We start from the raw sequence: 23697 nt of genomic DNA, 5'->3' as shown, positions 1-23697 counted from the left end.
ACCCGGTCCGACTGCGGCCGCCCCGATCCGGTCGGAGCGGTCCGTGTCCGGACCGGGCGGACCGCTCCCGATCAGTGGGTGACGGATCCTGACGAGTCGCCGTTCGTCGACTGCTGCGCGTCCTGGCGGAAGGTGAGCGAGACGCCGGCACCCCGCATCGTGAGGTCGGATCCGGCGACGGTCGCCGAGGTGACCGCCTCCAGCGCCGCGAGGTAGCGGGACTCGAGCTCGGATCCGGCCGCGCACGCGCGCTTCGTGGTCAGCACCGGGGCGATGACGAGGGCCGAGGCCGATCCGGAGTAGGTGCCGCTGTAGGTGTTGCAGCCGCCGCTGCCCTGCAGCGCCCCGGCCGTGCGGAGGTCCAGGGTCGGCGCGGGCAGCGGGCCCGTCACGGAGCCCGTGGCGTCCGCCAGCGAGACGAGGGTCCACTCCGCCGCCGCGCCGTCGATCGTGCCCGACCCGGCAGGCCCCGCGGGGGCGGTGTCGTCCGAGCCGCTGCCGTCCGAGCCGCCGGAGTCGGATCCCGAGTCGTCGGACCCGTCCACCGGCCCGCTGGTCGCCGGCGTGTCTCCGGTGTGCACGGTCCCGGTCGCGGCGCATCCGGTCAGCGCCGTCGCGGCCACCAGCACACCGAGCGCGATCGCGAGCGCACGCCCGCGCGGCGCCCGCCGGCGCTGCGCCCGCCGGCGCTGCGCCCGCCGGACCCGCGTGCGGATCGTCTCGAGGTCGGTCATGGCACTCCCTCCCGAGTGGTCCTTCCACCCTTGCAGACGAACCGGATCCCGCAACCGTTGGGGCCCGATCGGCGACCGAGACGGGGCGAGCCCGTCGCCGCAGTCATGCCGGGGCGTCATCCGTGTCCGACGCCGCCACCGGTCCGTCGACGCCGCGGCCGATCCGCCACCGACCCGCCACCGACTCGCCACCGATCCGTCGACGCCGCAGCCGCAGCCGCAGCACCCCTCGCCGCCACCGGGCCGGACGGCATCCGCGGCCCCCGTAGACTGGCGGACGCCCCATCCTCCCCTCACGCGCGACGGAGACGCATGTCTGAGATCACGCCCGAGGTGGTCGCCCACCTCGCCGGCCTCGCCCGCATCGGCCTCGACCCGGCGGAGATCGACCGCCTGACCGGCGAGCTCGCTCACATCGTCGACGCGGTCGCCACGGTCCGCGAGGTCGCGACCGACGACGTCCCGGCCACCAGCCACCCGATCCCGCTCGCGAACGTGATGCGCGACGACGTGCCCGGCCGCACCCTGACCACCGCCCAGGCGCTCTCCGGAGCCCCGGACGCCGCCGAGGGCCGCTTCCGCGTCAGCGCGATCCTGGGGGAGGAGCAGTGAGCCGCACCGCCGACCAGCTGATCCGCGCCTCCGCCGCCGAGCTCTCCACCCTGCTGACCTCGGGCGAGGTCTCCAGCGTCGAGGTCACGCGCGCGCATCTCGACCGCATCGGCGCGGTCGACGGCGACGTCGCCGCGTTCCTCCACGTCAGCGAGCACGCGCTCGAGCAGGCGGAGGTCGTCGACGTCAAGCGCGCGGCCGGCGACCCGCTCGGGCCGCTCGCCGGTGTGCCCGTCGCGATCAAGGACGTGCTCTGCACGATCGACATGCCCTCCACCGCGGGCAGCCGCATCCTCGAGGGCTGGATCCCGCCGTACGACGCGACCACGGTCGCGCGCCTCCGCGCCGCCGACCTCATCCCGCTCGGCAAGACGAACATGGACGAGTTCGCGATGGGCTCGTCGACCGAGCACTCCGCGTACGGACCCACCCGCAACCCGTGGGACCTCACGCGCATCCCCGGCGGATCCGGCGGCGGCTCGGCCGCGGCGGTCGCGGCCTTCGAGGCGCCGCTCGCTCTCGGGTCGGACACCGGCGGCTCGATCCGCCAGCCCGCCTCCGTCACCGGCACCGTCGGCGTCAAGCCCACCTACGGCGGCGTCTCCCGCTACGGCGCGATCGCGCTGGCCTCGTCGCTCGACCAGGTCGGCCCCGTCACGCGGACCGTGCTCGACGCCGGCCTGCTGCACGACGTGATCGGCGGACACGACCCGCGCGACTCCACCTCGCTCACCGACACCTGGCCCTCTTTCGCGGAGTCCGCCCGTCGTGGCGCGACCCGCGAGATCCTCGACGGGCTGCGGATCGGCGTCGTGCGCGAGTTGGCCGGCGGCGACGGCTTCCAGGACGGCGTCGTGCAGCGCTTCCGCGAGTCCCTCGACGTCATGGCCGCGGCCGGTGCCGAGATCGTCGAGGTCGATGCGCCGAGCTTCAAGTACGCGATCGCCGCGTACTACCTGATCATGCCCGCGGAGGCATCGAGCAACCTCGCCAAGTTCGACTCGGTGCGCTTCGGCCTCCGAGTGACCCCGCCCGGCGGCGGGACCGTGGAGCAGGTCATGGCGGCGTCGCGCGAGGCCGGGTTCGGCGACGAGGTGAAGCGCCGCATCATCCTCGGCACGTACGCCCTGTCGGCCGGCTACTACGACGCCTACTACGGCAGCGCCCAGAAGGTGCGGACGCTGATCCAGCGCGACTTCGCCGCCGCCTTCGAGCGTGCGGACGTGCTGGTGTCGCCGTCGGCGCCGACCACCGCGTTCCCGCTCGGTGCGAAGCTCGACGATCCGCTGGCGATGTACCTCAACGACCTGACCACGATCCCGGCGAGCCTCGCCGGCGTGCCGGGGCTGTCTCTCCCGATCGGACTCGCGCCGGAGGACGGGCTGCCCGCGGGTATCCAGTTCCTGGCGCCGGCCCGTGCCGACGACCGCCTGTACTCGGTCGGCGCCGCGCTCGAGTCGCTGCTCGAGGAGGGCTGGGGCGGGCCCATCCTCGCGAAGGCGCCCGCCCTGGGCTGAGCCGCCGAACGCAGCGAAGCGCCCCGTCCTCCGAAGAGGGCGGGGCGCTTCGTCGTGGTGGCTGTGTCGGGCCGGGCTCAACCGGGCCGGGCCGGGCTGAACCGGGCTGGGCTGAACCGGGCTGGGCTGAACCGGGCGGGGTGAGCGACCAGTCAGTCGGATCGCTGCACGGGCCGGTCTGTGAGGCGATCGGTCGGTGGGGGCCACCGGTCCGTTCACGGCGATCACCGCATCCGGGCCGATCGGTCGGTCGGCCAGTCGGTCAGTCGGCCAGTCGGTCAGTCGGTGGGCCAGTCGGTCAGTCGGTGGGCCAGTCGGTCAGTCGGTGGGCCAGTCGGTCAGTCGGTGGGCCAGTCGGTCAGTGGGGGGCCAGTCGGTCAGTCGGTCAGTCGGCCGGCCAGTCGGTCAGTCCGTCGGTCAGTCGTGGATCATCCGGAGGGCTTCCCACGTGGTGTCGAGGGACTCGCGGGCGCCGATGCGCCAGTGGCCGCGTTCGGCGACCTCATCGAAGTCGTCGAGGTCGGCCTTGTGCACGTCGTCCTTCGAGTAGACGAGCCACAGGTGGGCGTCGTCGCGCGCCTCCTCGAGGTCGCCGAGCCGCAGCTCCAGCTCGTCGAAGCTCCGCGCGAACGCGAGGGCGACCTCCGCCTCGGAGATCTCGTCGGTGAGCTCGATCTCGTCGGGGAGCGGACGGATGGTCTCCAGCGCGTCCTCGTCGGCTCCCACGACGAAGAGGCGCTCGATGTCGGTGATGTGCAGCTTGTCGGCGACGGTCTGGACGGTCATGCCCCAACTCTGCGCCGCACCGGAGAGCGTCGCGGCGGATTCCAGCCGAGTCGCAGGTGCGGCTCAGCTCGGGTGCACCACCCCGAGCACGTCGGCGAGGAAGTCGGTGAACTGCTTCCACGACCGGCGGTCGGCGCGCTCTTCGTACGGACCCTCCGGCAGCGTGAACGCGTGCGGCGCTCCGCTGTAGACGGACGTCTGCCAGTCGAGGTCGGAGCGCGTGCGCAGCTCGTTCTCGAACGCGACGATCGCGTCGTCCGGTACGACGGGGTCGGCGCCGCCGAGGTACAGCTGGACCGGCGGGAGCGAGTCCACCTCCGCCGGCTCGTGGGCGATCAGCGAGGCGTGGAAGGCGGCGACGCCGCGCAGTCGCGGTTCCGTGCGGGCGAACTCGAGCGCGCCGTGGCCGCCGAAGCAGTACCCGGCGATCGCGATGCGGTCCGCGTCGATTCGGGGATCGGCTGCCGCAGCCTCGTACGCCGAGCGGATGCGCGCCCGCAGCAGCTCGAGATCGCCGTAGTACTTGCGGGCCTCGGCGCCCGCCGCGTCTCCGGTCGGCCGGATCGGCGTGCCGTCGGCCTCGTGCCCGTACACGTCGACCGCGAACGCCGTGTACCCGAGTCGGGCGAGCATCTGGGCGCGTGCTTTCGGATACTCGCGGAGTCCGGTCCAGTCGTGGACCAGCAGGACGGCCGGCTTCGGCCCGTCGATCGCCTCGTCGTGCGCGAGGTAGCCCTCGAGCCGCGTGCCGTCGAGCTCGTAGTCGACGAGCTCGTCAACGATCCGGGCGCCGGCCCCGGCCGTGACCGTCTCGATCAGCTGGAGGTGGGCGGGCGAGAGATCGGACGTCGCGGGGGAGCTCATGCCGCGGACTCTACGCCGGGATGGTGTCGTGTCACCCGCCTCGACCCCGCCGGTTCGCTTCCGAGCCTGCCTGCGCACCCCGAACCCGCCCGACCCCTTCCGAGCCTGCCTGCGCACCCCGAACCCGCCCGACCGCTCCGAGCCTGCCTGCACACCTCGAGCCCACCTGACCGACCCGCATGCCACACGCCCGCGTGTCCGTTCTCGGGCCGACCGGATCACGTCGGTCGCCGACACGTCGGCGACAGTGCGTGAGAGCGCCGTGACAGCACCCCGGCGCGACACTGGGGGTGATCCACCCGGATCGATGCATCGCATCGCATCGCACCGCACCGGCCCGCTCGCACCGCACTGGCCGCTCGCACCGCACCGCACCGCACACGCACACTCCGCACGCACGCACCCGCACGTGCGCCCATCACCCAGGAGCCCCCTATGCCCGCACTCGACGCCGTCGCCCTCGTGCTCCTCGGTCTGCTCGCGGGCGGCGAGGTCATCGTGCGGTTCGGCGTGCAGCCCGCGCTCTCGCGGCTCGCTGGCTCGGAGGCGATCCGTGCGCGCCAGGCGCTGATCGCGCGGCTCCGCTGGCTCGTGCCGGCGATCGCGCTTCCGGCCTTCGTGACGACCGTCCTCGCCGCGATCGTGACGACGTCGACAGGTGCCGCCGAGGTCGGAGCCGGGCCGGAACCGGACGTACCGACGCTCGTGCTCCGATGGGCGGCGGTCGGCTCGCTGGTCGTCTTCTGGATCGTCGCGGGGGTCGGGACGGTGCCGATCAACATCCGCATCACCGACTGGGACGCCGCCGCGCCGCCCGTCGACGCGGACGCGGTCGTGCGTCGCTGGGCTCGCGTCGACCTGATCCGCTGTCTGGCTGCCGTGCTCGCTTTCGTGTCCGGAGTCGCGGCCGCGGTCCTCGGGTGAGCCTTCGCCCGGCCGTGCCCGTTCCTGCGCTGGCGTGGGAGCTCGGCCCATGCCGACTGTCGCGCAATGCCCCGCCCCATGAGGCCACACCCGCTGCACGCGATGCCGCGCCCGGTGAAGGTCATGCCACTGCGCTTCACGCGATGACCCGCGCCGCGATCGGACTCCGCGCCGGCGCGGGGATCCGACGGCGCAGCGGATCCTCCGAGGCGGGCGGCACGACGAAGTAGTGCGCCCGGTCTCGTTCGACTCGCCAGCCGTTGTCGTGGATCAGCAGGTGATGGTGCCGGCAGAGCAGGATGCCGTCGGCCAGATCCGTGCGGCCTCCGCGCGACCATTCGACGAGGTGGTGCGCCTCGCACCACGACGGCGGTCGATCGCACCCCGGAAACCGGCACCCGCCGTCCCGTGCCGCGAGCCCGATCCGCTGTCGGGCCGTGAAGAGCCGCTGGTCTCGACCGACGTCGATGACCGAGCCGCGGGAGTCGAGGACGACCGGGACGGCTCCCTCGGCGCAGATGCGACGACGTGCGGTGTCGATCGACACTGCGGCTGCCTGTCCCTCGAGCCGCGCGAACCCGGCTTGCCCCGCAGCGCCGGACGTCTCCACCCGCAGATCCCGCTCCGCGACGAGCACGGTGACGCCGGCTCGCCGCGACCCGAGCACGGCACCGCGATCGGCTCGGGCGCCCACATCGAGCAGCCCCACCAGCGCGTCCAGTGCCAGCTGCTCGACGGTCCGGTGGTCGCGGAGCAGGTCCTCGTCGCGCGCCGCGGCGTCCGGATCGGAGAACCGGGGTCCGCCGCGCCGCGGCGAGGTGGCCGCATCGACGACCGACGACACGAGGGCCGCGGACTCGGGGTCGAGCAGCCCGACGATGCGGGTCATCCCGTCGCCCTGAGGGATCAGGTGCAGGTACCGGCGTTCCCGCAGCGCCCGCTCGCGGTCGGCGGCGCCCGCGGCGTCGAGCTCGTCACGCACCTCGCGGGCGCGCGCCCGCAGCTGTTCGATCGTGCGTGCGGGGACGTCCGCGATCAGCGTCGCCGCGGCGGCGCCGAGCACGGCATCCGGGACCGCGTCGTCCGCAGCGCCGAGCCCCGCGCGGATCGCCGCCGCCGCGGCTACCCCGACGCCGCGCTCCGACACGGCGGCCGCCAGCGCGGAGTCCACGGCGGAGACGGCCCCGGGGCCCGACGCCGCGCCCATCATCGAGCCCACCGAGACGAGCGACCGGGCCTCCGCCGCGGTCACCCCGGCGACCTTCTGCACGAGCGCCTCGGGCGTCCGCACCCCGAGCCGCTGAGCGAGTCCGGAGTAGCCGCGGTCGCGCGACGACCTCCGCGCGATCTCGCCGGCCACCTCGGCGGCCGCGGCATCCACCCGCTGGCGGACGCGCGCGAGCATCCGCTGGAGGTCGAGCACGGCGGTGTCCGGCAGCGCATCGAGCGCCGGGAGCCGCAGCCCGTCCGCTGCGGCGAGCAGCGGGTCCAGTGGGGGAGTCATGCCTCGATTTTCCCACGGTGTTCGAACGTATGTTCGATAAACGGCGAAGTGGTGCGAAAGCGCTCATGACCAGCCCTGTTGAGGAGGGGACGCCACCCGCCATCGCCCAACGCGAGCCGATCCCCCGCCCCCGCCCCTCGCTACCCCGACCCCCCCCCACCCCCGCGCCCCCGTCCCAACCCCCGGCGCGGCACCCCCACCCCACCGCCCCTCCTAGAATCGACGCATGGCCCGCGCGGAACTCATGGACTACGACAAGGCCCTCGAACTCTTCGAGCCGGTGCTCGGATTCGAGGTGCACGTCGAGCTGGCGACGAGGACCAAGATGTTCTCCGACGCCCCGAACCCCGCGAACAGCGAGAACGAGGGCACGGGTCCGAACACCCAGATCACGCCCGTCGACCTGGGACTCCCGGGCAGCCTCCCCGTCGTCAACGAGCAGGCCGTGCGCTACTCGATCTCGCTCGGCCTCGCGCTCGGCTGCTCGATCGCCGAGTCGAGCCGCTTCGCGCGGAAGAACTACTTCTACCCCGACCTCGCGAAGAACTACCAGATCAGCCAGTTCGACGAGCCGATCGCCTACGAGGGCGAGGTCGAGATCGAGCTGGAGGACGGCAGCGTCTTCCAGGTGCCGATCGAGCGCGCGCACATGGAGGAGGACGCCGGCAAGCTGACGCACGTCGGCGGCGCCACCGGCCGCATCCAGGGCGCCGAGTACTCGCTCGTCGACTACAACCGGGCCGGCGTGCCGCTGGTGGAGATCGTCACGAAGCCGATCTTCGGCGCGGAGGCGAAGGCGCCGGAGGTCGGCAAGGCCTATGTCGGCGCAATCCGCGACATCGTGCGAGGCCTGGGCATCTCGGAGGCGCGGATGGAGCGCGGCAACCTGCGCTGCGACGCGAACGTGTCGCTGCGTCCGCGCGGCCAGGAGAAGCTCGGCACCCGCACGGAGACGAAGAACGTGAACTCGCTCCGCAGCGTCGAGCGGGCCGTGCGCTACGAGATCCAGCGCCAGGCCGCCATCCTCGCGAAGGGCGGCAGCATCACCCAGGAGACGCGGCACTGGCACGAGGACTCCGGCACGACCTCCGCCGGACGTCCGAAGAGCGACGCGGACGACTACCGCTACTTCCCGGAGCCCGATCTCCTCCCGGTGCAGCCGCCGGCCCAGCTCATCGAGGAGCTCCGCGCCGCGCTGCCGGAGGCGCCGGCCGTGCGCCGTCGCCGCCTGAAGGGCGAGTGGGGCTTCACCGACGACGAGTTCCGCGACGTGCAGAACAGCGGACTCCTCGTCGAGGTCGCCGAGACGGTCGCCGCCGGTGCCGCCCCTGCCCAGGCGCGCAAGTGGTGGACCGGCGAGATCGCGCGCATCGCGAACGCCCGCGAGGCGGATGCCGCCACCCTCATCGCACCCGCGCACGTCGCGGAGATCGTCGCGCTCGTCGAGTCCGGCGACCTCACCGACCGCCTGGCCCGCCAGGTCGTCGAGGGCGTTGTCGACGGCGAGGGCACCCCGGCCGAGGTCGTCACCGCCCGCGGCCTCAAGGTCGTGTCGGACGACGGCGCGCTGCTCGCCGCGATCGACACCGCCCTCGCCTCGCAGCCGGACGTGCTCGAGAAGATCCGCGACGGCAAGGTGCAGGCCGCCGGCGCGATCATCGGCGCCGTCATGAAGGAGATGAAGGGCCAGGCGGATGCCGCCCGCGTCCGCGAGCTCGTGCTCGAGCGGGCGACCCAGCTCTGACGTCGCCGTGGCGGGCGGTCGGAGTGGCGAGCGTGGTCCGCGTCGGGTCACGGTGCTCGTGCTCGCCCCGGCCGCGCTGGCGTGCGCTGCGGTCTTCGTCGCCGCTGACGTCATCCACCACCGTGCCACCACCCGTCGCCTCGGCACGCACCCCGGCACGGCCGGAACGGGCGAGGCGGTCGTCGTGCTCGGGTTCCGCAACCGCGGACGGCACATCAACCTCGTGAACCGCTGGCGCGTCCGCGCGGCCCTGCGCTCGATCGAGCCGGAGCTCGGACCGAGCCTGCTCGTGCTCAGCGGCGGCGCGGCCGGCGGCGAGATCGCCGAGGCCGAGCTGATGGCCCGGGATGCCCGCGAGCTGGGCTACGGCGGGCGCCTCGAGGTGGAGGACGCGAGCCTCAGCACCGGCGAGAACGTGCGGAACGTCGTCCCGCTCATCGAGCACGTCGACCGGATCAAGATCATCTCGAACGCGCTCCATGCCGAGAAGGCGCGCGAGTACCTGCGGCGGGCGCGCCCGGACCTGGGGGAGCGGCTCGTCCGCGCGCGGGAGCACCGGCCGGGCGACCTGCTGCTGCTCGAGCCGGTGATGGCGGTGATCGGACTGCGGAACCTGCGGCGGCTGGATCGGCGGGGGGTAGCCCGTTCGCACGGACTCGTGCGGGCGGATCCGGTCGCGTCATGTGACACCGGACGACCCCGCGTTACGGGCGCGCTCGACGCGACGGGATGCCCTGCCTACCGTGGCCGCCATGACCCTCCTCGACAGCAGGAACGACAGCACTCCCGACACCGCCGCCGGCATCCCCGACGTCACCGCCGCCGAGCGCTCGGCACGGCTCGCGGGCGCCGGGCTCTCCTGGAGCGACCGCATCGCGGCCGATCCCGCCGCCGCGCAGCTGACCTACCGCACCTCGGGTGCCGGCGCCGGATCGGTCGCCAGCGTCATCCGGGCCGGCCGCCATGAGTTCGTGGTGGACGAGCCCGCCGCGCTCGCCGGCGACGACATCGCCGCGAGTCCGGTGGAGTACGCCCTCGGGGCGCTGATCTCCTGCCAGATCGTGATCTACCGCCTGTACGCGCAGGCGCTCGGCATCCGCTTCGACGACATCGAGGTGCATGCCGAGGGCGACCTGGATGCGCGGAGGCTGTTCGGCATCGACGAGTCGGTGCGGCCCGGCTTCAGCGCGGTGCGGCTCGACATCCGGCTCACCGGGCCGGATTCGGCGGAGCGCTACGAGCAGCTCAAGGCGGCGGTCGACGCGCACTGCCCCGTGCTCGACCTGTTCGCGAACCCGACCCCGGTCGAGGCGCGACTCGTCGCCTGAGCCGGAACCACGACCGGGCGGAGACGCCGGAGGGCGGTGCGGGTCTGCAGCCCCGCACCGCCCTCGGCGTCTCAGTTGCCCTTCACGTTGACGAGCTGGCGCAGCGTGTGCCGGACGACGACCAGGTCGGCGGCGTCCGCCATCACCTGGTCGATGTCCTTGTACGCCGCCGGGATCTCGTCGAGGAAGGCCTCGTCGTCGCGGAACTCGATGCCCGTCATCGCCTCGCGCAGCTCCTCGATGGTGAACCGGCGCCGCGCCGCCGACCTGGAGAACATCCTCCCCGCGCCGTGCGGGGACGACTCGAGCGCCACCGGGTTGCCGAGGCCCTCGACCACGTACGACGCGGTGCCCATCGAGCCCGGGATCAGTCCCGGCTGTCCGAGCCGCGCCGAGATGGCGCCCTTCCTCGACAGCCACACGTCCTTGCCGAAGTGCCGCTCCTGCTGCGTGAAGTTGTGGTGGCAGTTGATCCGCTCCAGCTCCTCCACCGGCTCGCCCAGGAACTCGGACAGCTGCCGGACGACGCGATCCATCATCTCCTCGCGGTTGAGGAGCGCGAACCGCTGCGCCCAGCGGAGCTCCGCGATGTAGCGGTCGAACTCGGGCGTGCCCTCGACGAGGTAGGCGAGGTCCTTGTCCGGCAGCTGGATCCACCACTCGTCCATCAGCCGCTGCGCGACCTTGATGTGGTGGCCCGCGATCCGGTTGCCGACACCGCGGCTCCCGGAGTGCAGGAACAGCCAGACCGCATCCGACTCGTCGACGCTCACCTCGATGAAGTGGTTGCCGGAGCCGAGCGTGCCGAGCTGCTCGCGCCAGTGCGCGGCGTGCGCGCCCGGGTCGAAGCCCGCCTCGGCCGCCAGCGCCTCGAGCTCCGCGATGCGCGGCGCGGCGGTGGCGACGATCTTGGCGTTCTTCCCGCCGGCCGACAGCGGTACGGCGCGCTCGATGCTCTCGCGGAGCACCGACAGCGGACGCGCCGCACCGGTGAGCGCGGTGACGTCGAACGGCGTGCGCACGGCGATCATGCCGCAGCCGATGTCGACCCCGACGGCCGCCGGCATGACCGCGCGGAGCGTGGGGATGACCGACCCGACGGTCGCGCCGAGGCCCAGGTGGGCGTCCGGCATGAGCGCCAGGTGCGGGTAGATGAACGGCATGGTCGACGCGGTGCGCGCCTGAGCCTCGGTGTTCGGCTCGAGCAGGCTCGCCCAGCTGACCAGCCGGTCGGTGATGTGCTTCATGGTCCTTTCGATTCTCTTGAAGGGATGGTGCGTGGCGGAGCCCGGGGTGCGAGCGCCGCACGACCGGACCTGCAGTTCCGGGAATCGAGCAGACGAGAACGCCCCGAGCCTCTCAGCGGGCACGGGGCGTCGAAAGTGACGGACCGCGCCTAGGAGAGGGGCCGGTTGAGGATGCGCAGCGCGCGCGACGCGTGCGGCTGCACGGTGCGCTGATACGCGGAACGCGGTTCGACGAGCGTCGACATGGCGTCCTCCTCCGGTCGGGCGTGATCGCGTGCCGGGGATCGGCACGGAAGGGCGACGCTAGCGGATGGCGTGTGGTCGTGACAAGTAGTCAGGTCGGGCTTCGACAGGCTCAGCCATCCGGAGCGGGCGGCTCCGCCATCCGGGACGGACTAGCTCAGCACGTCCTTCGAGCCGAAGCGCAGGAGCGCCGCGGCGCCGAAGATCGCGATATAGCAGGCCTGGAGGATCGCGTTCGAGGCGTACGAGTCCCAGGAGATCGGGGAGCGCAGCAGATCGCCGAAGCCGAGCCAGTAGTGGCTGAACAGGAACGGGTGGATGGCGGAGAGCTGGGGCAGGTTGTCGAGGATCTGCGAGACGGCGGCGAGCACGATCGTCGCCGCCATCGCCCCGACCGGCACGGTCGTCAGCGTCGAGATGAAGAGGCCGATTGCCGACAGCCCGAGCAGCGACAGCACGACGTAGCCGACGAGCAGCGCGCAGCGTCCGGCGAACTCGAGCGGGCCGACGCTCTGGCCCGACAGCAGCACCGCGTCGCCGACGGGGAACAGGATGGCGCCGATGATCGCCCCGACCACGACGAGCGTCGCGGCGGCGGCGACCGCGAAGACCGCGGCGCCCGCGTACTTCACGAGCAGCAGCCGCGGACGGCTCGCGGGCGCGATGAGCAGGTAGCGGAGCGTGCCGTGGCTCGCCTCGCCGGCGATCGTGTCGCCGGCCACCACGCCGACGGTCATCGGCAGGAACAGCGGGATGCTGACCACCAGCGCGGTGAACGCGACGAACAGCCCGTTCTCGGTGATCTGCGCGAGGAACGCCGGCCCGCGTCCGGACGTGCCCGCGGACGTGACCCGCACGGCCACCGCGATGAGGATCGGCACCAGCGCGAGCGCGCCGAGCATGGCGATCGTGCGGCGACGGCGGAACAGGGTCGCGAGCTCCGAGCCGAGCAGGGCGAGCGGACGGACCCGCGGCCGGGCGGCGAACGTCGAACCAGCCGAGGCCGGGTGGGCGCCTTCGACGGCGGTCGCCTCAGGCTCGGACATCGAAGCCCTCCCCGGTCAGCGCCACGAAGCGCTCCTCGAGCGTCTCGCCCTCGACCGCGATCCCGCGCACCCGCACGCCGGCCTTCACGAGCCGCGCGGTGAGGATCTCCGGCTGCGGAGCGCCCTCCGGGAGATCCGCGGTCACGGTCGCCGTCTCGTCCTCTGCGCCGTGCATGCCGTCAGCGGCATACGGCTCGAGGCCGAGAGTCACGAGCACCTTGCCGGCATCGGTGACGTCCGGCGTCCGCACGACGATGCGCGGCCGTCCGGTCGCCCGCAGGTCGTCGAGCGTGCCCTGCGCCACGAGGCGTCCGGCGCTCATCACGGCGACGTGCGAGCACAGTTGCTCGATCTCGCTGAGCAGGTGCGACGAGACGAAGACGGTCGCGCCCTCGTCGGCGAGCGAGCGGATGAGGGCGCGCACCTCGCGCGTGCCCTGCGGGTCGAGGCCGTTGGTCGGCTCGTCGAGGATGAGCAGGTCGCGCGGCGCGAGCAGGGCGTTCGCGAGCCCGAGCCGCTGCTTCATGCCGAGCGAGTAGGCGTGCGCGGCCTTGCGCGCGGCCGCAGTCAGTCCGACCCGCTCGAGCGCGGCGTCGACCCGGGCGCGGCGGGTGCGGGCGTCGGAGAGCCGGTCGGCGGCGTCGAGACGAGCGAGGTTGTCGCGGCCGCTGAGGAACGGATAGAACGCCGGACCCTCGACGAGCGCGCCGACCCGGGGGAGCACCCGTGCGGCGGCGTCGGGCATCGCGGAGCCGAGCATCCGGATCTCTCCGGCGCTCGCCGCCGCGAGCCCGAGCAGCATGCGGATGGTGGTCGTCTTGCCGGATCCGTTCGGCCCGAGGAAGCCGAAGATCGCGCCGCGTGGTACGGCCAGGGCGAGGTCGTCGACGGCGGTCTGCGCGCCGAAGCGCTTCGTGAGCCCGCCGGTCTCGATGGCGAGTTCGGACGCGCTCACGTGCCCTGCCGCTCCGTCAGCCGTGCCGCCGCGCTCAGCCGGCCGCGGCCTGCAGCGCGGACACCGGCACGGCGCCCACCAGCACGCGGCCGTCGTCGGTCAGCAGGACGGACACGAGCGAGGTCTGCACCGCGCGCCCGCCCGCGACCGCGGTGGTCAGCTGGTCGAGGAGTGCGGCGGCGTCACCGGAGCCCGAGGAACCGGAGCCCGAGGACCCGGAGCCCGGCCCCGAGGACCCGGATCCGGCCGAGAGCTTCGCGCCGGCGCTCGCGGGGAGGATCGCGATGCGGTCCCAGCCGGTGCCGACCACGGTCGGCCGGTAGGCGGCGGGCGCGGATCCGGTCGCCGAGGACGAACCCGCGGACGGACCGGCGGGCGGAGTCGACGACGAGAGGTCCTTCGTGGTGACCTTCGCGCTCGCGGGCGGCGTGAAGTCGAAGACGCTCGCCGCCGGGGCGCCGAGCGTGATGCTCGAGAAGCCGACCGTGAACGCGGCGGCCTTCTGGCCGACGGCGTGGACGACGACCTTGAGCGGCAGGCCGGTCGCGCTGTCGACGGTGAGGGTCGCCGAGTCGACGAGGGTGCCCTTCGACGTCGGGTCGAGCGTGAGCTCGTAGCCGGCGCGCCCGGCCACCCGGGCCGTGTCGTCGACCGACAGCGTCGTCGACGGCTCGAGCTCGGCGACGAGCTGCTGGGCGAGCGCGGCCGGGTCGCTCGCGGCGGCGCTCGGCGCGGCGCCGGCGGCACCCGATCCGGCGCCCGCGGGCAGCGTGGTCTTCGTCGCGGCGGCGGCCTTCGAGTCCCAGGTCCAGACCGTGGAGCCGGACCGGATCACGTCGCGCTCGGCCAGCTGGTCGACGATCTGCACGCGCTGGCGGTCCGCGCCGTCGGACCACACCTTGGCGGTGTGGCCGCCGCCGAGCAGCTCGAGCACGTCGGCGTAGGCGGAGTCGCCGGACGACCCGGCGGCGGCGCCGCTCGGCAGCTGGGGGAGCCCGAGGTCGGCGGTCTGGTCGACCGTGCCGGAGTACGCGGCGGTCTTCGCGTCGGCGATCATCGCCAGCACCTGGGCGGGCGTCTTGGCCGGCAGGTTCGGGGCGGCGGTCGCGATCGCCGGGATCGCGACGGCCCCGGCGATGACGACGGCCGGGATGGCGAGCACCGGGAGCAGTCGGACGGTGCGGTTCATGCTGATCACCTCGCTGGCGGCCGGATCGGGCCGCACGGATTGTCGAACGCAGTGCGAGCGTACGTCGGAGGCCTGCGCGGGCGCTGTACTCCGTCGGGATGAATCCGGCTGGGAGCGGGCTCGACGCCGGGGCATCCGACGGCCTCCCGGCTCAGCGCCCGCGGCCCGGCGATCGCGGCCCGGCGCTCGCGGGCCCGGCGATCGCGGGCCTGGTGCTCGTGCGGCCACGGTGGGACACTGCTCCCACCCTCCGCCTCACCGGGTTCCGGCCGGTCAGGGAGGAGTGCGGCTCATGGCGTTCCCGCGTCGCCGATCCGATCGTCCGCGAGCGCGTCCGGAACCGCTGCCGCCCTGGACCCGGTTCCGACGGATCGTCGAGGGCGTCGTCTTCGCGATCGGCGTGCCGACGGCGGTGATCGCGTTCCTCGCGCTCGGGCCGCAGGCCTGGGAGGCGACGCACCAACGCCAGGTGGCGTACGGCGACCTCCGCTGGCTGCACGCGGGCTACTCGACCGAGTTCCTGCAGTCCCGGTTCGGCGTGCCGACCCTCGCCCACGGCATCTCCGACGAGCCACGGCTGACCCAGCTGGTCTTCATGCAGCGCGAGTTCGCGGTCTCCGCCGTGATCGACGACTCCGATGCCGCGGTGGTGGTCGGCGTCTTCGCCTGCAACCCGGACTTCGAGCCCGCGCTGCTCTCGCCGGCCGGCACGCGCATCCAGCTGAACCGCGTGCCGCTGGATGCCGCGGAGACCGATCCGCGGCCGGACGGGAGCAGCATCCGCGAGCTCGGCGACCGCGTGCTGAGCTACCCGGTCGTGGATCGGAGCGGCCGCGAGCTGGTCGAGCGCGGCACGCTCTCCGGCTCGGAGGGCACGGCGCTCGCCGAGTCCTACCTGCTCGGCGTCAACAGCGCGTGCGGTGCGGACGTCGACGTGCCGGTCAGCGCCGGCGGCCGCACGGCCGCGATCGACGAGTACCGCGCGCGGGTCGCGCCGAACTTCTACGCGGAGTCCGTCGACCCGGAGCTCCGCGTCGACGGGGAGGGCTGCCTGCGCTTCGCCTCGCTGCCGGAGGATGCGCCGTGCGTGCACCCGACGCCCGCGCGGTCCGAGCTGCCGATCAACTTCGTGGCCGTGCCGCAGCCGGAGTGGTGGCAGAACCTGCCGTGATCGGACCGCCCTTCGACAGGCTCAGGGATCCGAGGGGTGCGCTCAGGGATCCGAGGGGTGCGCTTAGGGATCCGAGGGGTGCGCTCAGGGATCCGAGGGGTGCGGCCCGCACGACTCCCGGATGACGAGCTCGCCCGCGAAGGAGACGTGGCCGGGCCGGTCGGCCGGGTCGAGCAGCCGCGACACGGACGCCGTCGCCATCCGGACGATCGGCTGCCGCAGCGACGTCACGGCCGGCCAGGCGAAGTCCGCCTCCCACGACCCGTCGACGGAGGCGATCGCGACGTCGCCGGGGATGTCGAGCCGCGCGGCGTGGAGCGCGCGGAGGAGTCCGACGGCGATCTGATCGGAGGCCGCGAACACCGCGCGCGGACGCTCGCCCGCGGCCGCGAGCAGCGCGCCGACCCGCTCGCCGTCCTCGTGGGAGAACTCCGCGGCGAGCTCCGGACCGGGCTCGAGCCCCGCCTCGGCGAGGGCGTCCCGCCAGCCGAGGTGCCGGTGCTCGCCGAGCTGCCCGACGAACGCGATGGTGCGGTGCCCGTGCTCGATCAGGTGCCGCGTCACCTCGCGTCCCGCCGCGCGGAGATCGGTGCCGACCGTGCGGGTGCCGGGCACCGGCTCCGGCGCGTTGAGGTGCAGCCACGGCACGCCGACCGCGTCGAGCGCGGCGGGGTCGACGTCGCCGCCCGGCATCAGCAGCACGCCGTCGACCTGGCGGGCGGCGAGGTCGCGCAGCCGCTCGGCGACGGCGGGCTGGTCGGGGGCGTCGGCGGAGGCCATGAGCAGCGCGCAGCCGCGAGCGCGTGCGGCCTCCTCGACCGCCGCGGCGAACTCCGTGAAGAACGGGTTCGCGAAGAGCCGGGTCGCGCCGGCCGCCGCGACGAGCGCGAGCGTGCGGGCCGACCCCGATCGCAGCGCCCGCGCGGACTGATTCGGCGCGTAGCCGAGCTCCGCGATCGCGGCGCGCACCCGCGCCGCCGTCTCCGGCGCGACGGGCGCTCCGCCGGTCAGCGTGTAGGTGACGACCGGGTCGCTGACGCCCGCCAGCACGGCGACGTCGTGCCGCGTCGGCTTGCGTGCGGCGGACCCGGTCATCCGATCAGCGTCCCAGGCCGGGCCGCGTCCGCCCTGCCGGCCGGCTCAGGCGGCGCCCCGTCGCGCCGGCAGCGGCTCGCCGACGGCGACCGGGGCATCCCCGAAGTCCGGGATCTCGAGGCGCTCGCCGCCGCGGCGGGCCGACTCGAGCGCGAGCTGGCCGGGCAGCGTGTAGCGCGCGGCGACCCAGGCGTTGACGGTCGGCAGCACGCCCCGGTCGACGGCGGTCGCGAAGTCGTCGACGAGGAAGTGATGGGCCCCCTCGTGGCCGTTCGGCGCACCGGCGAGCTGCGAGGGGAGGCGCTCCGAGATCTCATCGTGCACCGGCGCGTGGCCGCTGACGAAGGCGTCGCGGAGCGCGGGGGAGACATCCGCGAGCCGCGGGTCGTCGAGGTCCATCGTCGGGCGGGTCTTCAGCAGCTCGGTGATGTCCTCGACGCCCTGCTTGTCCTGCCACACCGAGGTGACCGCGAGCTGCTCGAAGCTGCCCTCCGTGCCGAAGAAGCGGAAGCGGGACTCGCGGATGTGCGACGGGTAGCCGACGCGGCGGAACTCGTTGATGCGCATCGAGCCGCCCTCGCTGAGCTCGAACAGGGCGGTCATGTTCGAGAAGTCGTTGCCGAACATGCTGACGGACTCGTCGAAGACGCCGTCCTGCAGGTGGTCGTGCATGCCGACGCAGCTCACGCCGACCGCGTGCTGCGGGATGGCGCCCAGCACGCCGCCGATGGAGTGCGTCGGGTACCACATGGGCGGGTAGCTGGCGGTGGACTTCCACTGCTCGCCGCCGCTGTAGCGGTAGGCGTCGTAGAAGCCGAGGTCCATGTCGTGCAGGTAGTCGCCCTCGAGGTAGAAGACGCGGCCGAAGGCGCCCTCGGCGAAGCGGCGGCGGGCGTAGACCGTGGCCGGGTTGTACTGGCTCGTCTCGCCCATCATGTAGGTCAGCCCGGTCTCCTCGACGAGGCGGATGATCTCCGCGATCTCGTCGGCTGAGGTCGCCATCGGCACGGCGGAGTACACGTGCTTGCCGGCGCGGAGCGCCTGGGCGACGAGCGGGCCGTGTGTCCAGCGCTGGGTGAACACGGCGACCGCGTCGACCGCGGGGTCCGCGAGCATCGCGTCGAGGTCGGCGTGCGTGCCGGCGAGCCCGAGCTCGGCGGCGAGCGCCTCGGCCCGCCCCTCGATCACGTCGGTGACGTACACCGATGAGATGGCGGGGTGCAGCTGGAAGAGACGGGCGAAGTGCGAGGAGAACTGCCCCGCGCCGACGATGCCGAGGGTGAATGCCATGCGCACGACTTTACTCGTGTAAACCCAGCGGACGGAATAGCCGCCGGGCGCGGCGCGGGGACGTCCCGCGCGTGCCGCGAGCGGCCGCCCGCCGCGGACGGCCGCTCGGCTAGGCGCCGGCGCGGAGGCGGATGCGGCGTTCGTTCGGCTGCGTGCCGTTGCGGATCTCGATGACCCGCCGCTGCGACTCGAGGAAGTCGGTGAACGTCTTGAAGCCGACCGCCTTCTCCTTGAACGCGGGGTTGAGCCGCTGCATCTGCTGCTTGATCTCGCCGGGGAACTGCCAGTCCTCGTCGCTGTTCTTGTCGCTGACGAGCCGGAGCGCACGCACGAGCGTGTCGGTCGCCGACTGCACGTCCTTCGTCGACGGCGACTTCGGCGATCGCGTCGTCTCGACCGCGGGCGGGGTCTCGGCGGCGGGCGCCGCCTCCGCTCCGCCCTTCGCGGGCGCTGCCGCGGGCTCCTCCACCGACGGCACCGGCGCCTCGAGGTCGGGCAGGTCGTCGTAGAGCGTGAACTCGTCGCACGCGGAGATGAGCGCGGAGCTGGTGGAGCCGGAGACGCCGATGCCGATCACGACGCGGCCGAGACGGCGGGCGCGCTGGGCGAGGGCGATGTAGTCGGAGTCGCCGGCGACGAGCACCACGTGGGTCACGTCGGGCAGGCGGAACAGGTCCTCGACGATGTCGACCGAGAGCCGGATGTCGGCGCCGTTCTTGAGCCCGGACGTGACGGTGAACAGCTGCGTCAGGTCGACCGCGCGGTCGACGACGTCCTTGCGGTAGCCGGCGTTCGCCGTCACCGACCAGTCCGCGTAGGCGCGGCTGATGACGATGCTGCCGAACGAGGAGGCGTAGTCGAGGATGGCGCCGATGTCGACACGGGCATCCCAGAGCTTGCGCTCGATCTCGGTGCCGTCCTGCTTCTTCTCGAACTTGCGGGCGTCGTCGTCGCGCCAGGGCGTGTCTCGGCGGCTGCCGGTGCGCTTGCGGTGCAGCTGGTCGTAGCGCGACATCACGATGTTGTCGAAGTCGATGTAGACCGCGACTCTCGGATCGGACGAGGTGGAGGTCATGGGCCGAGCCTACCGACGTGCCGTTGCGACGGCGGGATCCCGGTGCCGGCTCACGGCGCGCTCACGAACCCGCTCGACTCCAGGAAGTCGAAGGCGACGTCGCCCGGGTCCTCGCCGCCCTCGTCGACGCGGAGGTTGAGCTCCCGCAGCGTCTCGTCGGTGAGCTTCGGCGAGATCCGGTCGAACACGCCCTTCAGGCCCGGATACTCCTGCAGCGTCGCCGAGTTCAGCACCGGCGCCACGTTGTAGGCCGGGAAGAAGCCGAGGTCGTCCTCGAGCACGGTGAGGCCGAGGCTCTTGATGCGGCCGTCGGTCGTGAACACCTCGCCGAAGTTGCAGGCGGCGCCCTTGTCGGTCGCGGTGTAGACGGCACCGGTGTCGTAGACCTTGATGTTGCCGTCCGGCACGCCGTCGGCCGCACCACGCTCGAGCCCGTACTTCTCCAGCATCGGCGCGAGGCCGTCGCTGCGCGAGTTGAACTCCGACTCCACGCAGATCGTGCGCTCGTCGACGGGGAGGTCGGCGAGCTGACTCAGCTTCGTGACGCCGAGCTCGTCCACCGCCTCGTCGCGGACGGCGAGGGCGTAGGTGTTGTTCATCGGCGCCGGGGGCAGCCAGGTGAGGCCGTTGCCGGCATCCTCCTCGCGCACCGCCTCGTACTGCGCCTGCTTGTCGGGGATGCCCTGCTCGTGCCCCAGGAACGTGAGCCAGGCCGTGCCCGTGTACTCCCACGTCATGTCGGCGTCGTGCTGCAGCATGAGCTGCCGTGCCGGCACGCTGCCCGGCACGTTCGTCTGGTCGTCGACCTCGAAGCCGGCCGCCTTCGCCGCGATGACGGCGATCTTGCCGAGCACGAGCTGCTCCGTGAAGTTCTTCGACGTCACGGTGATGCTCGCGCCGGCCGGCAGTCCGTCGATGCGCTGGATGGACCCGGGGGCGGCGTCCGGCGCGTAGGCGGCGGCCGACTGGAGCCCGCAGCCGGTCAGCGCGAGGAGGCCGGCGGCGGCGAGGCCGGCGGCACTGAGCGCACGGCGGCGGGTCGGACGGAGGGCGCGGGTCGCGCGGGGCATCAGATTCCCTTCGGGCGGGCGACGTGCTCGACGACGCGGCCGGCCCAGTCGACGGTGAGCGCGAGCAGGGCGACGAGCGCGGCGCCGACGAGCAGCACGGTGGTCAGGTACAGGCTCACGCCGGTCGTGATCAGCAGGCCGAGGCCGCCGCCGTTGACGAACGCGGCGAGCGTCGCGGTGCCGACGAGCAGCACGAGCGCCGTGCGCACGCCCGACAGCATCACCGGCACGGCGAGCGGCAGCTCGACGCGGAACAGCACGGCCGCGGCGCTCATGCCCATGCCGCGCCCCGCCTCGATGAGCCGCTGGTCGACGGCCTGGATGCCGAGCATCGTGTTGCGCAGCACCGGCAGCGCGGCGTAGAGCACGAGCGCGGTGATCGAGGCCCAGTAGCCCGAGCTGATGAAGACCGCGAGCAGCACGACGAGGCCGATGGCGGGCGCCGCCTGCCCGAAGTTCGCGATCGCGAGGATCGGCGGAGCGGCTCGGCGCAGCGGACCGCGGGTGAGCAGCACGCCCAGCGGGATCGCGATCACCAGCACGAGGAGCCCGGCCACGAAGGTGAGCGAGAGGTGCTGCAGCGTCGAGTTCCAGAGGGCTCCGGGCGCGAGCGTGCCGCGCTCGGTCGAGGACAGCGGCGCGAGCGCGAGGAACAGGCAGACGAGTCCGAACATCGCCGCGATGGCGACGATCTGGAGGATCAGACTGCGCCAGCCGGAGCGGGCGCCGGTCGCGGCGCGGGTCGCGACGGCGGTCATCGGGGGTCCGCCGCGGCCGGGGCGTCCGAGTCCGGGTCGACGGCCTCCGCGTCGACGGGCGCCCCGGCGCCTTCCGGCACGGGCACCGCGCCGGAGTTGGTGCCGACCGGGGCCTCCGTCGAGGCGGCGGCGGCCTCCCGGGCCTCGCGGATCGCGGCCATGACGGTCTCGACGTCGATGACGCCCTCGAAGCGGTCGCGGCGGCCGGTCACCAGGGCGGCGCCCGCGTTCGAGACGAGCATCGTGTCGAGCGCGTCGTTGAGGGTCGCGCGGCGGCCGACGACCGGCAGCTCCGGGTCGGGCGCGTCGGTCAGGACGTCGATGCGGCCGAGCTGCCGGCGCGACGGCCAGGAGATCGGACGGCCGCGGCCGTCGACCACGACGACGTGGCCGTGACCCGCCTCCTCGGCGAGACGGAGGGCCTCGCTGCCGCGGGTGCCGATTTCGACCACGACGGCCGGCTGCACGTCGACGTCGTCGACGCGGCGGAGGGTGAGCTGCTTGAGCCCGGCGCCCGAGCCGATGAAGTTCTCGACGAACTCGTTCGCGGGCTCCGGGAGGATGCGCTCCGGGGTGTCGTACTGCACGATCCGGGCGCCCTCCTCGAAGACCACGATCCAGTCGCCGAGCTTCACGGCCTCGTCGAAGTCGTGCGTGACGATGACCATCGTCTTCTGCACCTCCTCCTGGATGCGGATGAGCTCGTCCTGGAGGCGCTGGCGCGTGATCGGGTCGACGGCGCCGAACGGCTCGTCCATGAGCAGCACGGGCGGGTCGGCGGCGAGGGCGCGGGCGACCCCGACGCGCTGCTGCTGGCCGCCGGAGAGCTCGCGCGGGAAGCGGTCGCGGTAGACGGCCGGATCGAGCGACACGAGCTCGAGCAGCTCATCGACGCGGGCCGCGATGCGGTCCTTCGACCAGCCGAGCATCTTCGGCACCATGCCGACGTTCGCGGCGACGCTCATATGCGGGAACAGCCCGCCGGCCTGGATGACGTAGCCGATGCGGCGCCGCAGGTCGTCGCCGTCGATGGCGGTGACGTCCTCGTCGCCCATGACGATCCGGCCCTCGGTCGGCTCGATGAGGCGGTTGATCATCTTCAGCGTCGTGGTCTTGCCGCAGCCGGACGGGCCGACGAACATGACCACCTTGCCGGCGGGGATCTCGAGCGTGATGCCGTCGACGGCCGGCTTCCGCTGGCCGGGGTAGCGCTTCGTGACGCCCTCGAGGCGGATCGGCCGCCCGCTGACCTCGCTGACGGTGTCGGCGCGAGCTGCGGTGGTCGTGTCGCTGGTCGTGGTGTCGGCCATGTCAGGCACGGATTCCCTTCGAGGTGGTGAGCCGGCCGAGGCCGACGAGCAGGAGGTCGAGCACGAGCGCGAGGAGCACGACCCCGACGACGCCCGTGACGATCGACTCGGTGGAGCCGGCACCGCCGAGGCGGCTGAGCCCGGAGAAGATGAAGCCGCCGAGCCCGGGGCCGAGCACGTAGGCGGCGACGGCCGCGATGCCCATGACCATCTGCGCGGAGACGCGGATGCCGCCGAGGATGACCGGCCAGGCGATCGGCAGCTCGACACGGAGGAAGGTGCGTGCGCGGCTCATCCCGATGCCCCGGGCCGACTCGACGAGCGCCGGGTCGACGCCGTCGAGGCCGACGATCGCGTTGCGCAGCACCGGCAGCGCGGCGTAGAAGGTGACGACCACGATGGCGGGGGTGACCCCGAAGCCGAGCGGCGCGATCATGAGGCCGATCAGCGCGAACGCGGGGATGGTGAGGCCGATCGCGGAGACGCCGTTCGCGAGCCCGGCGAGTGCGGGTCGCCGGTAGACCAGGGCCGCGATGCCGATCGCGAGGAGCGAGGCGAGGAGCAGGCACTGCACCACGAGGCTGAGGTGCTGCCACCCGGCGAAGGCGATCTGGTCGATCCGGCTCGTCAGGTAGTCCCACATCGCGTCGCTCGCGCCGTCCGTTCCGTATCCGCTGTCCATGACTCATCGCAGCGGCACGCGGTCGGTGTTCCGGCGGACGAGGTTCGTCCCCCGGAGCGGGCGACAGCACACGACCCTAACGAGCGCCCGGGCGCCGGGCCGAACGCCGTCCGCGCGGGATACCGCACCCGTCAAGTCGCGAAGCTCACCGTAGAACCCCCGGTCAGGGGCGCGTCGAGCGGCGCCCATCCGTATCCCCTGGGAATGACTCACGGACGGGCGCCGGGCCCGCGCGGACGCTCAGTCGTCGCCCGACAGCTCCGCGAACCTCGCCCGCGCCGACTCGAGCCGGGCCAGCGCGGACCGCGCCGTCGCCTCCGACTCGTCCCGGTCGCGCGCGGTCGTGCGGCGGCGGTGCTCGAGGTCGTCCCGCCGCTCGCGCAGGTCGGCCGCACGCCGGTCGAGCTCGGCGAGCTCGGCGAGCACCGCATCGGCCTCGTCGGCGGTGGCGCGCGCCGCCGTCACCGCCAGCGCGAGATCGTCGGCGGCCTCGCGGGCCTCCCGCTCCGCCGCGTCGGCGGCGTCGGCCGCCGCCTGCCGCGCGGCCTCGCGC

General features: G+C 73.3%; 22 protein-coding genes and 1 pseudogene. 7 read left to right on the top strand and 16 right to left on the bottom strand.

Annotation, left to right across the window (positions count from 1 at the left end; genetic code table 11):
* Positions 1-71: 71 nt before the first annotated feature.
* Positions 72-734 carry an META domain-containing protein gene (locus AC1RSJ_RS09500; RefSeq protein ID WP_493118126.1) on the bottom strand — a complete coding sequence of 221 codons (663 nt, stop codon included), beginning with the start codon at positions 732-734 and terminating at the stop codon, positions 72-74.
* A gap of 312 nt (positions 735-1046) precedes the next feature.
* Here AC1RSJ_RS09500 and gatC point away from each other — a divergent pair, with 312 nt between their 5' ends.
* Together gatC and gatA are read left to right on the top strand one after the other, a co-directional pair.
* Positions 1047-1346, top strand: coding sequence for an Asp-tRNA(Asn)/Glu-tRNA(Gln) amidotransferase subunit GatC (gene gatC, locus AC1RSJ_RS09495; RefSeq protein ID WP_493118125.1), 300 nt, complete (start codon positions 1047-1049; stop codon positions 1344-1346).
* Positions 1343-2863 (top strand): Asp-tRNA(Asn)/Glu-tRNA(Gln) amidotransferase subunit GatA, encoded by a 1521-nt coding sequence (gene gatA, locus AC1RSJ_RS09490; RefSeq protein WP_493118124.1) that lies wholly within the window; start codon positions 1343-1345, stop codon positions 2861-2863. Before gatC ends, gatA begins: the two co-directional genes overlap by 4 nt.
* A gap of 417 nt (positions 2864-3280) precedes the next feature.
* Here gatA and AC1RSJ_RS09485 read toward each other — a convergent pair whose 3' ends face one another.
* Together AC1RSJ_RS09485 and AC1RSJ_RS09480 are read right to left on the bottom strand one after the other, a co-directional pair.
* Entirely contained in the window at positions 3281-3649 is a 369-nt protein-coding gene (locus AC1RSJ_RS09485) for a hypothetical protein (protein WP_493118123.1), read from the bottom strand.
* A gap of 63 nt (positions 3650-3712) precedes the next feature.
* Positions 3713-4513 carry a dienelactone hydrolase family protein gene (locus AC1RSJ_RS09480; RefSeq protein WP_493118122.1) on the bottom strand — a complete coding sequence of 267 codons (801 nt, stop codon included), beginning with the start codon at positions 4511-4513 and terminating at the stop codon, positions 3713-3715.
* A 435-nt stretch (positions 4514-4948) separates the two neighbouring features.
* Here AC1RSJ_RS09480 and AC1RSJ_RS09475 point away from each other — a divergent pair, with 435 nt between their 5' ends.
* Positions 4949-5437: a hypothetical protein gene (locus AC1RSJ_RS09475; RefSeq protein ID WP_493118121.1), complete on the top strand. Its 489-nt coding sequence runs from the start codon at positions 4949-4951 to the stop codon at positions 5435-5437.
* 136 nt (positions 5438-5573) lie between these two features.
* On the opposite strand, the gene AC1RSJ_RS09470 is transcribed toward AC1RSJ_RS09475, so the two are convergent.
* Positions 5574-6941, bottom strand: a complete 1368-nt coding sequence (locus AC1RSJ_RS09470) for an HNH endonuclease signature motif containing protein (protein WP_493118120.1) — start codon at positions 6939-6941, stop codon at positions 5574-5576.
* A gap of 226 nt (positions 6942-7167) precedes the next feature.
* Here AC1RSJ_RS09470 and gatB point away from each other — a divergent pair, with 226 nt between their 5' ends.
* The 3 genes and pseudogenes from gatB to AC1RSJ_RS09455 all read left to right on the top strand — a co-directional run bounded on the left by gatB (position 7168) and on the right by AC1RSJ_RS09455 (position 10013).
* On the top strand, positions 7168-8685 hold the full coding sequence (gene gatB, locus AC1RSJ_RS09465) for an Asp-tRNA(Asn)/Glu-tRNA(Gln) amidotransferase subunit GatB (protein WP_493118119.1): 1518 nt from the start codon (positions 7168-7170) through the stop codon (positions 8683-8685).
* Positions 8636-9187 (top strand): annotated as a pseudogene (locus AC1RSJ_RS09460) (YdcF family protein); the annotation flags it as partial. The gene gatB and the pseudogene AC1RSJ_RS09460, both read left to right, overlap by 50 nt.
* Positions 9188-9437: 250 nt before the next feature.
* The gene (locus AC1RSJ_RS09455) at positions 9438-10013 is read left to right on the top strand and encodes an OsmC family protein (protein WP_493118118.1); all 576 of its coding nucleotides are present in this window, start codon (positions 9438-9440) and stop codon (positions 10011-10013) included.
* Between the two features lie 71 nt (positions 10014-10084).
* Here the strand turns inward: AC1RSJ_RS09455 and AC1RSJ_RS09450 are convergent, their stop codons facing one another.
* The 4 genes from AC1RSJ_RS09450 to AC1RSJ_RS09435 form a co-directional block, all read right to left on the bottom strand.
* A complete protein-coding gene (locus AC1RSJ_RS09450) occupies positions 10085-11260 on the bottom strand; it encodes an RtcB family protein (RefSeq protein ID WP_493118117.1) in 1176 nt (391 codons plus the stop codon).
* A 395-nt stretch (positions 11261-11655) separates the two neighbouring features.
* Positions 11656-12549 carry an ABC transporter permease gene (locus tag AC1RSJ_RS09445; protein ID WP_493118116.1) on the bottom strand — a complete coding sequence of 298 codons (894 nt, stop codon included), beginning with the start codon at positions 12547-12549 and terminating at the stop codon, positions 11656-11658.
* A complete protein-coding gene (locus AC1RSJ_RS09440; protein ID WP_493118115.1) occupies positions 12536-13504 on the bottom strand; it encodes an ABC transporter ATP-binding protein in 969 nt (322 codons plus the stop codon). The genes AC1RSJ_RS09445 and AC1RSJ_RS09440 overlap by 14 nt, the downstream gene beginning before the upstream one ends.
* Before the next feature lie 34 nt (positions 13505-13538).
* On the bottom strand, positions 13539-14693 hold the full coding sequence (locus AC1RSJ_RS09435; protein ID WP_493118114.1) for a LolA family protein: 1155 nt from the start codon (positions 14691-14693) through the stop codon (positions 13539-13541).
* A gap of 292 nt (positions 14694-14985) precedes the next feature.
* On the opposite strand from AC1RSJ_RS09435, the gene AC1RSJ_RS09430 reads away from it, so the two are divergent.
* Entirely contained in the window at positions 14986-15864 is an 879-nt protein-coding gene (locus tag AC1RSJ_RS09430; RefSeq protein ID WP_493118113.1) for a hypothetical protein, read from the top strand.
* Between the two features lie 84 nt (positions 15865-15948).
* On the opposite strand, the gene AC1RSJ_RS09425 is transcribed toward AC1RSJ_RS09430, so the two are convergent.
* From AC1RSJ_RS09425 to AC1RSJ_RS09390, 8 genes are all read right to left on the bottom strand, one after another.
* Complete coding sequence (locus AC1RSJ_RS09425) at positions 15949-16959, bottom strand: LacI family DNA-binding transcriptional regulator (protein ID WP_493118112.1); 1011 nt, start codon at positions 16957-16959, stop codon at positions 15949-15951.
* A 45-nt stretch (positions 16960-17004) separates the two neighbouring features.
* A complete protein-coding gene (locus AC1RSJ_RS09420; protein WP_493118111.1) occupies positions 17005-18249 on the bottom strand; it encodes a Gfo/Idh/MocA family protein in 1245 nt (414 codons plus the stop codon).
* Between the two features lie 109 nt (positions 18250-18358).
* Positions 18359-19324: an NYN domain-containing protein gene (locus AC1RSJ_RS09415; RefSeq protein WP_493118110.1), complete on the bottom strand. Its 966-nt coding sequence runs from the start codon at positions 19322-19324 to the stop codon at positions 18359-18361.
* A gap of 50 nt (positions 19325-19374) precedes the next feature.
* Positions 19375-20394: a glycine betaine ABC transporter substrate-binding protein gene (locus AC1RSJ_RS09410; protein ID WP_493118109.1), complete on the bottom strand. Its 1020-nt coding sequence runs from the start codon at positions 20392-20394 to the stop codon at positions 19375-19377.
* Positions 20394-21152, bottom strand: a complete 759-nt coding sequence (locus tag AC1RSJ_RS09405) for an ABC transporter permease (protein ID WP_493118108.1) — start codon at positions 21150-21152, stop codon at positions 20394-20396. Before AC1RSJ_RS09405 ends, AC1RSJ_RS09410 begins: the two co-directional genes overlap by 1 nt.
* Positions 21149-22462: an ATP-binding cassette domain-containing protein gene (locus AC1RSJ_RS09400; RefSeq protein ID WP_493118107.1), complete on the bottom strand. Its 1314-nt coding sequence runs from the start codon at positions 22460-22462 to the stop codon at positions 21149-21151. Before AC1RSJ_RS09400 ends, AC1RSJ_RS09405 begins: the two co-directional genes overlap by 4 nt.
* Position 22463: 1 nt before the next feature.
* Entirely contained in the window at positions 22464-23105 is a 642-nt protein-coding gene (locus AC1RSJ_RS09395) for an ABC transporter permease (protein WP_493118285.1), read from the bottom strand.
* Between the two features lie 279 nt (positions 23106-23384).
* Positions 23385-23697 (bottom strand): hypothetical protein (locus AC1RSJ_RS09390; RefSeq protein ID WP_493118106.1); only part of this gene is annotated, 313 nt, incomplete at its 5' end.

This window comes from Schumannella sp. GW821-FHT10F01 (assembly GCF_058809295.1).
Note: the sequence above shows the minus strand (reverse complement) of the source record. Positions and strands in the feature narration are given on the sequence as shown.

What these genes read in the sequence shown, in the direction of transcription:
- AC1RSJ_RS09500 (WP_493118126.1), bottom strand. Translation starts at nt 734, where the DNA reads ATGACCGACCTCGAGACGATCCGCACGCGGGTCCGGCGGGCGCAGCGC.
- gatC (WP_493118125.1), top strand. Translation starts at nt 1,047, where the DNA reads ATGTCTGAGATCACGCCCGAGGTGGTCGCCCACCTCGCCGGCCTCGCC.
- AC1RSJ_RS09485 (WP_493118123.1), bottom strand. Translation starts at nt 3,649, where the DNA reads ATGACCGTCCAGACCGTCGCCGACAAGCTGCACATCACCGACATCGAG.
- AC1RSJ_RS09480 (WP_493118122.1), bottom strand. Translation starts at nt 4,513, where the DNA reads ATGAGCTCCCCCGCGACGTCCGATCTCTCGCCCGCCCACCTCCAGCTG.
- AC1RSJ_RS09475 (WP_493118121.1), top strand. Translation starts at nt 4,949, where the DNA reads ATGCCCGCACTCGACGCCGTCGCCCTCGTGCTCCTCGGTCTGCTCGCG.
- AC1RSJ_RS09470 (WP_493118120.1), bottom strand. Translation starts at nt 6,941, where the DNA reads ATGACTCCCCCACTGGACCCGCTGCTCGCCGCAGCGGACGGGCTGCGG.
- gatB (WP_493118119.1), top strand. Translation starts at nt 7,168, where the DNA reads ATGGCCCGCGCGGAACTCATGGACTACGACAAGGCCCTCGAACTCTTC.
- AC1RSJ_RS09455 (WP_493118118.1), top strand. Translation starts at nt 9,438, where the DNA reads ATGACCCTCCTCGACAGCAGGAACGACAGCACTCCCGACACCGCCGCC.
- AC1RSJ_RS09450 (WP_493118117.1), bottom strand. Translation starts at nt 11,260, where the DNA reads ATGAAGCACATCACCGACCGGCTGGTCAGCTGGGCGAGCCTGCTCGAG.
- AC1RSJ_RS09445 (WP_493118116.1), bottom strand. Translation starts at nt 12,549, where the DNA reads ATGTCCGAGCCTGAGGCGACCGCCGTCGAAGGCGCCCACCCGGCCTCG.
- AC1RSJ_RS09435 (WP_493118114.1), bottom strand. Translation starts at nt 14,693, where the DNA reads ATGAACCGCACCGTCCGACTGCTCCCGGTGCTCGCCATCCCGGCCGTC.
- AC1RSJ_RS09430 (WP_493118113.1), top strand. Translation starts at nt 14,986, where the DNA reads ATGGCGTTCCCGCGTCGCCGATCCGATCGTCCGCGAGCGCGTCCGGAA.
- AC1RSJ_RS09425 (WP_493118112.1), bottom strand. Translation starts at nt 16,959, where the DNA reads ATGACCGGGTCCGCCGCACGCAAGCCGACGCGGCACGACGTCGCCGTG.
- AC1RSJ_RS09420 (WP_493118111.1), bottom strand. Translation starts at nt 18,249, where the DNA reads ATGGCATTCACCCTCGGCATCGTCGGCGCGGGGCAGTTCTCCTCGCAC.
- AC1RSJ_RS09415 (WP_493118110.1), bottom strand. Translation starts at nt 19,324, where the DNA reads ATGACCTCCACCTCGTCCGATCCGAGAGTCGCGGTCTACATCGACTTC.
- AC1RSJ_RS09410 (WP_493118109.1), bottom strand. Translation starts at nt 20,394, where the DNA reads ATGCCCCGCGCGACCCGCGCCCTCCGTCCGACCCGCCGCCGTGCGCTC.
- AC1RSJ_RS09405 (WP_493118108.1), bottom strand. Translation starts at nt 21,152, where the DNA reads ATGACCGCCGTCGCGACCCGCGCCGCGACCGGCGCCCGCTCCGGCTGG.
- AC1RSJ_RS09400 (WP_493118107.1), bottom strand. Translation starts at nt 22,462, where the DNA reads ATGGCCGACACCACGACCAGCGACACGACCACCGCAGCTCGCGCCGAC.
- AC1RSJ_RS09395 (WP_493118285.1), bottom strand. Translation starts at nt 23,105, where the DNA reads ATGTGGGACTACCTGACGAGCCGGATCGACCAGATCGCCTTCGCCGGG.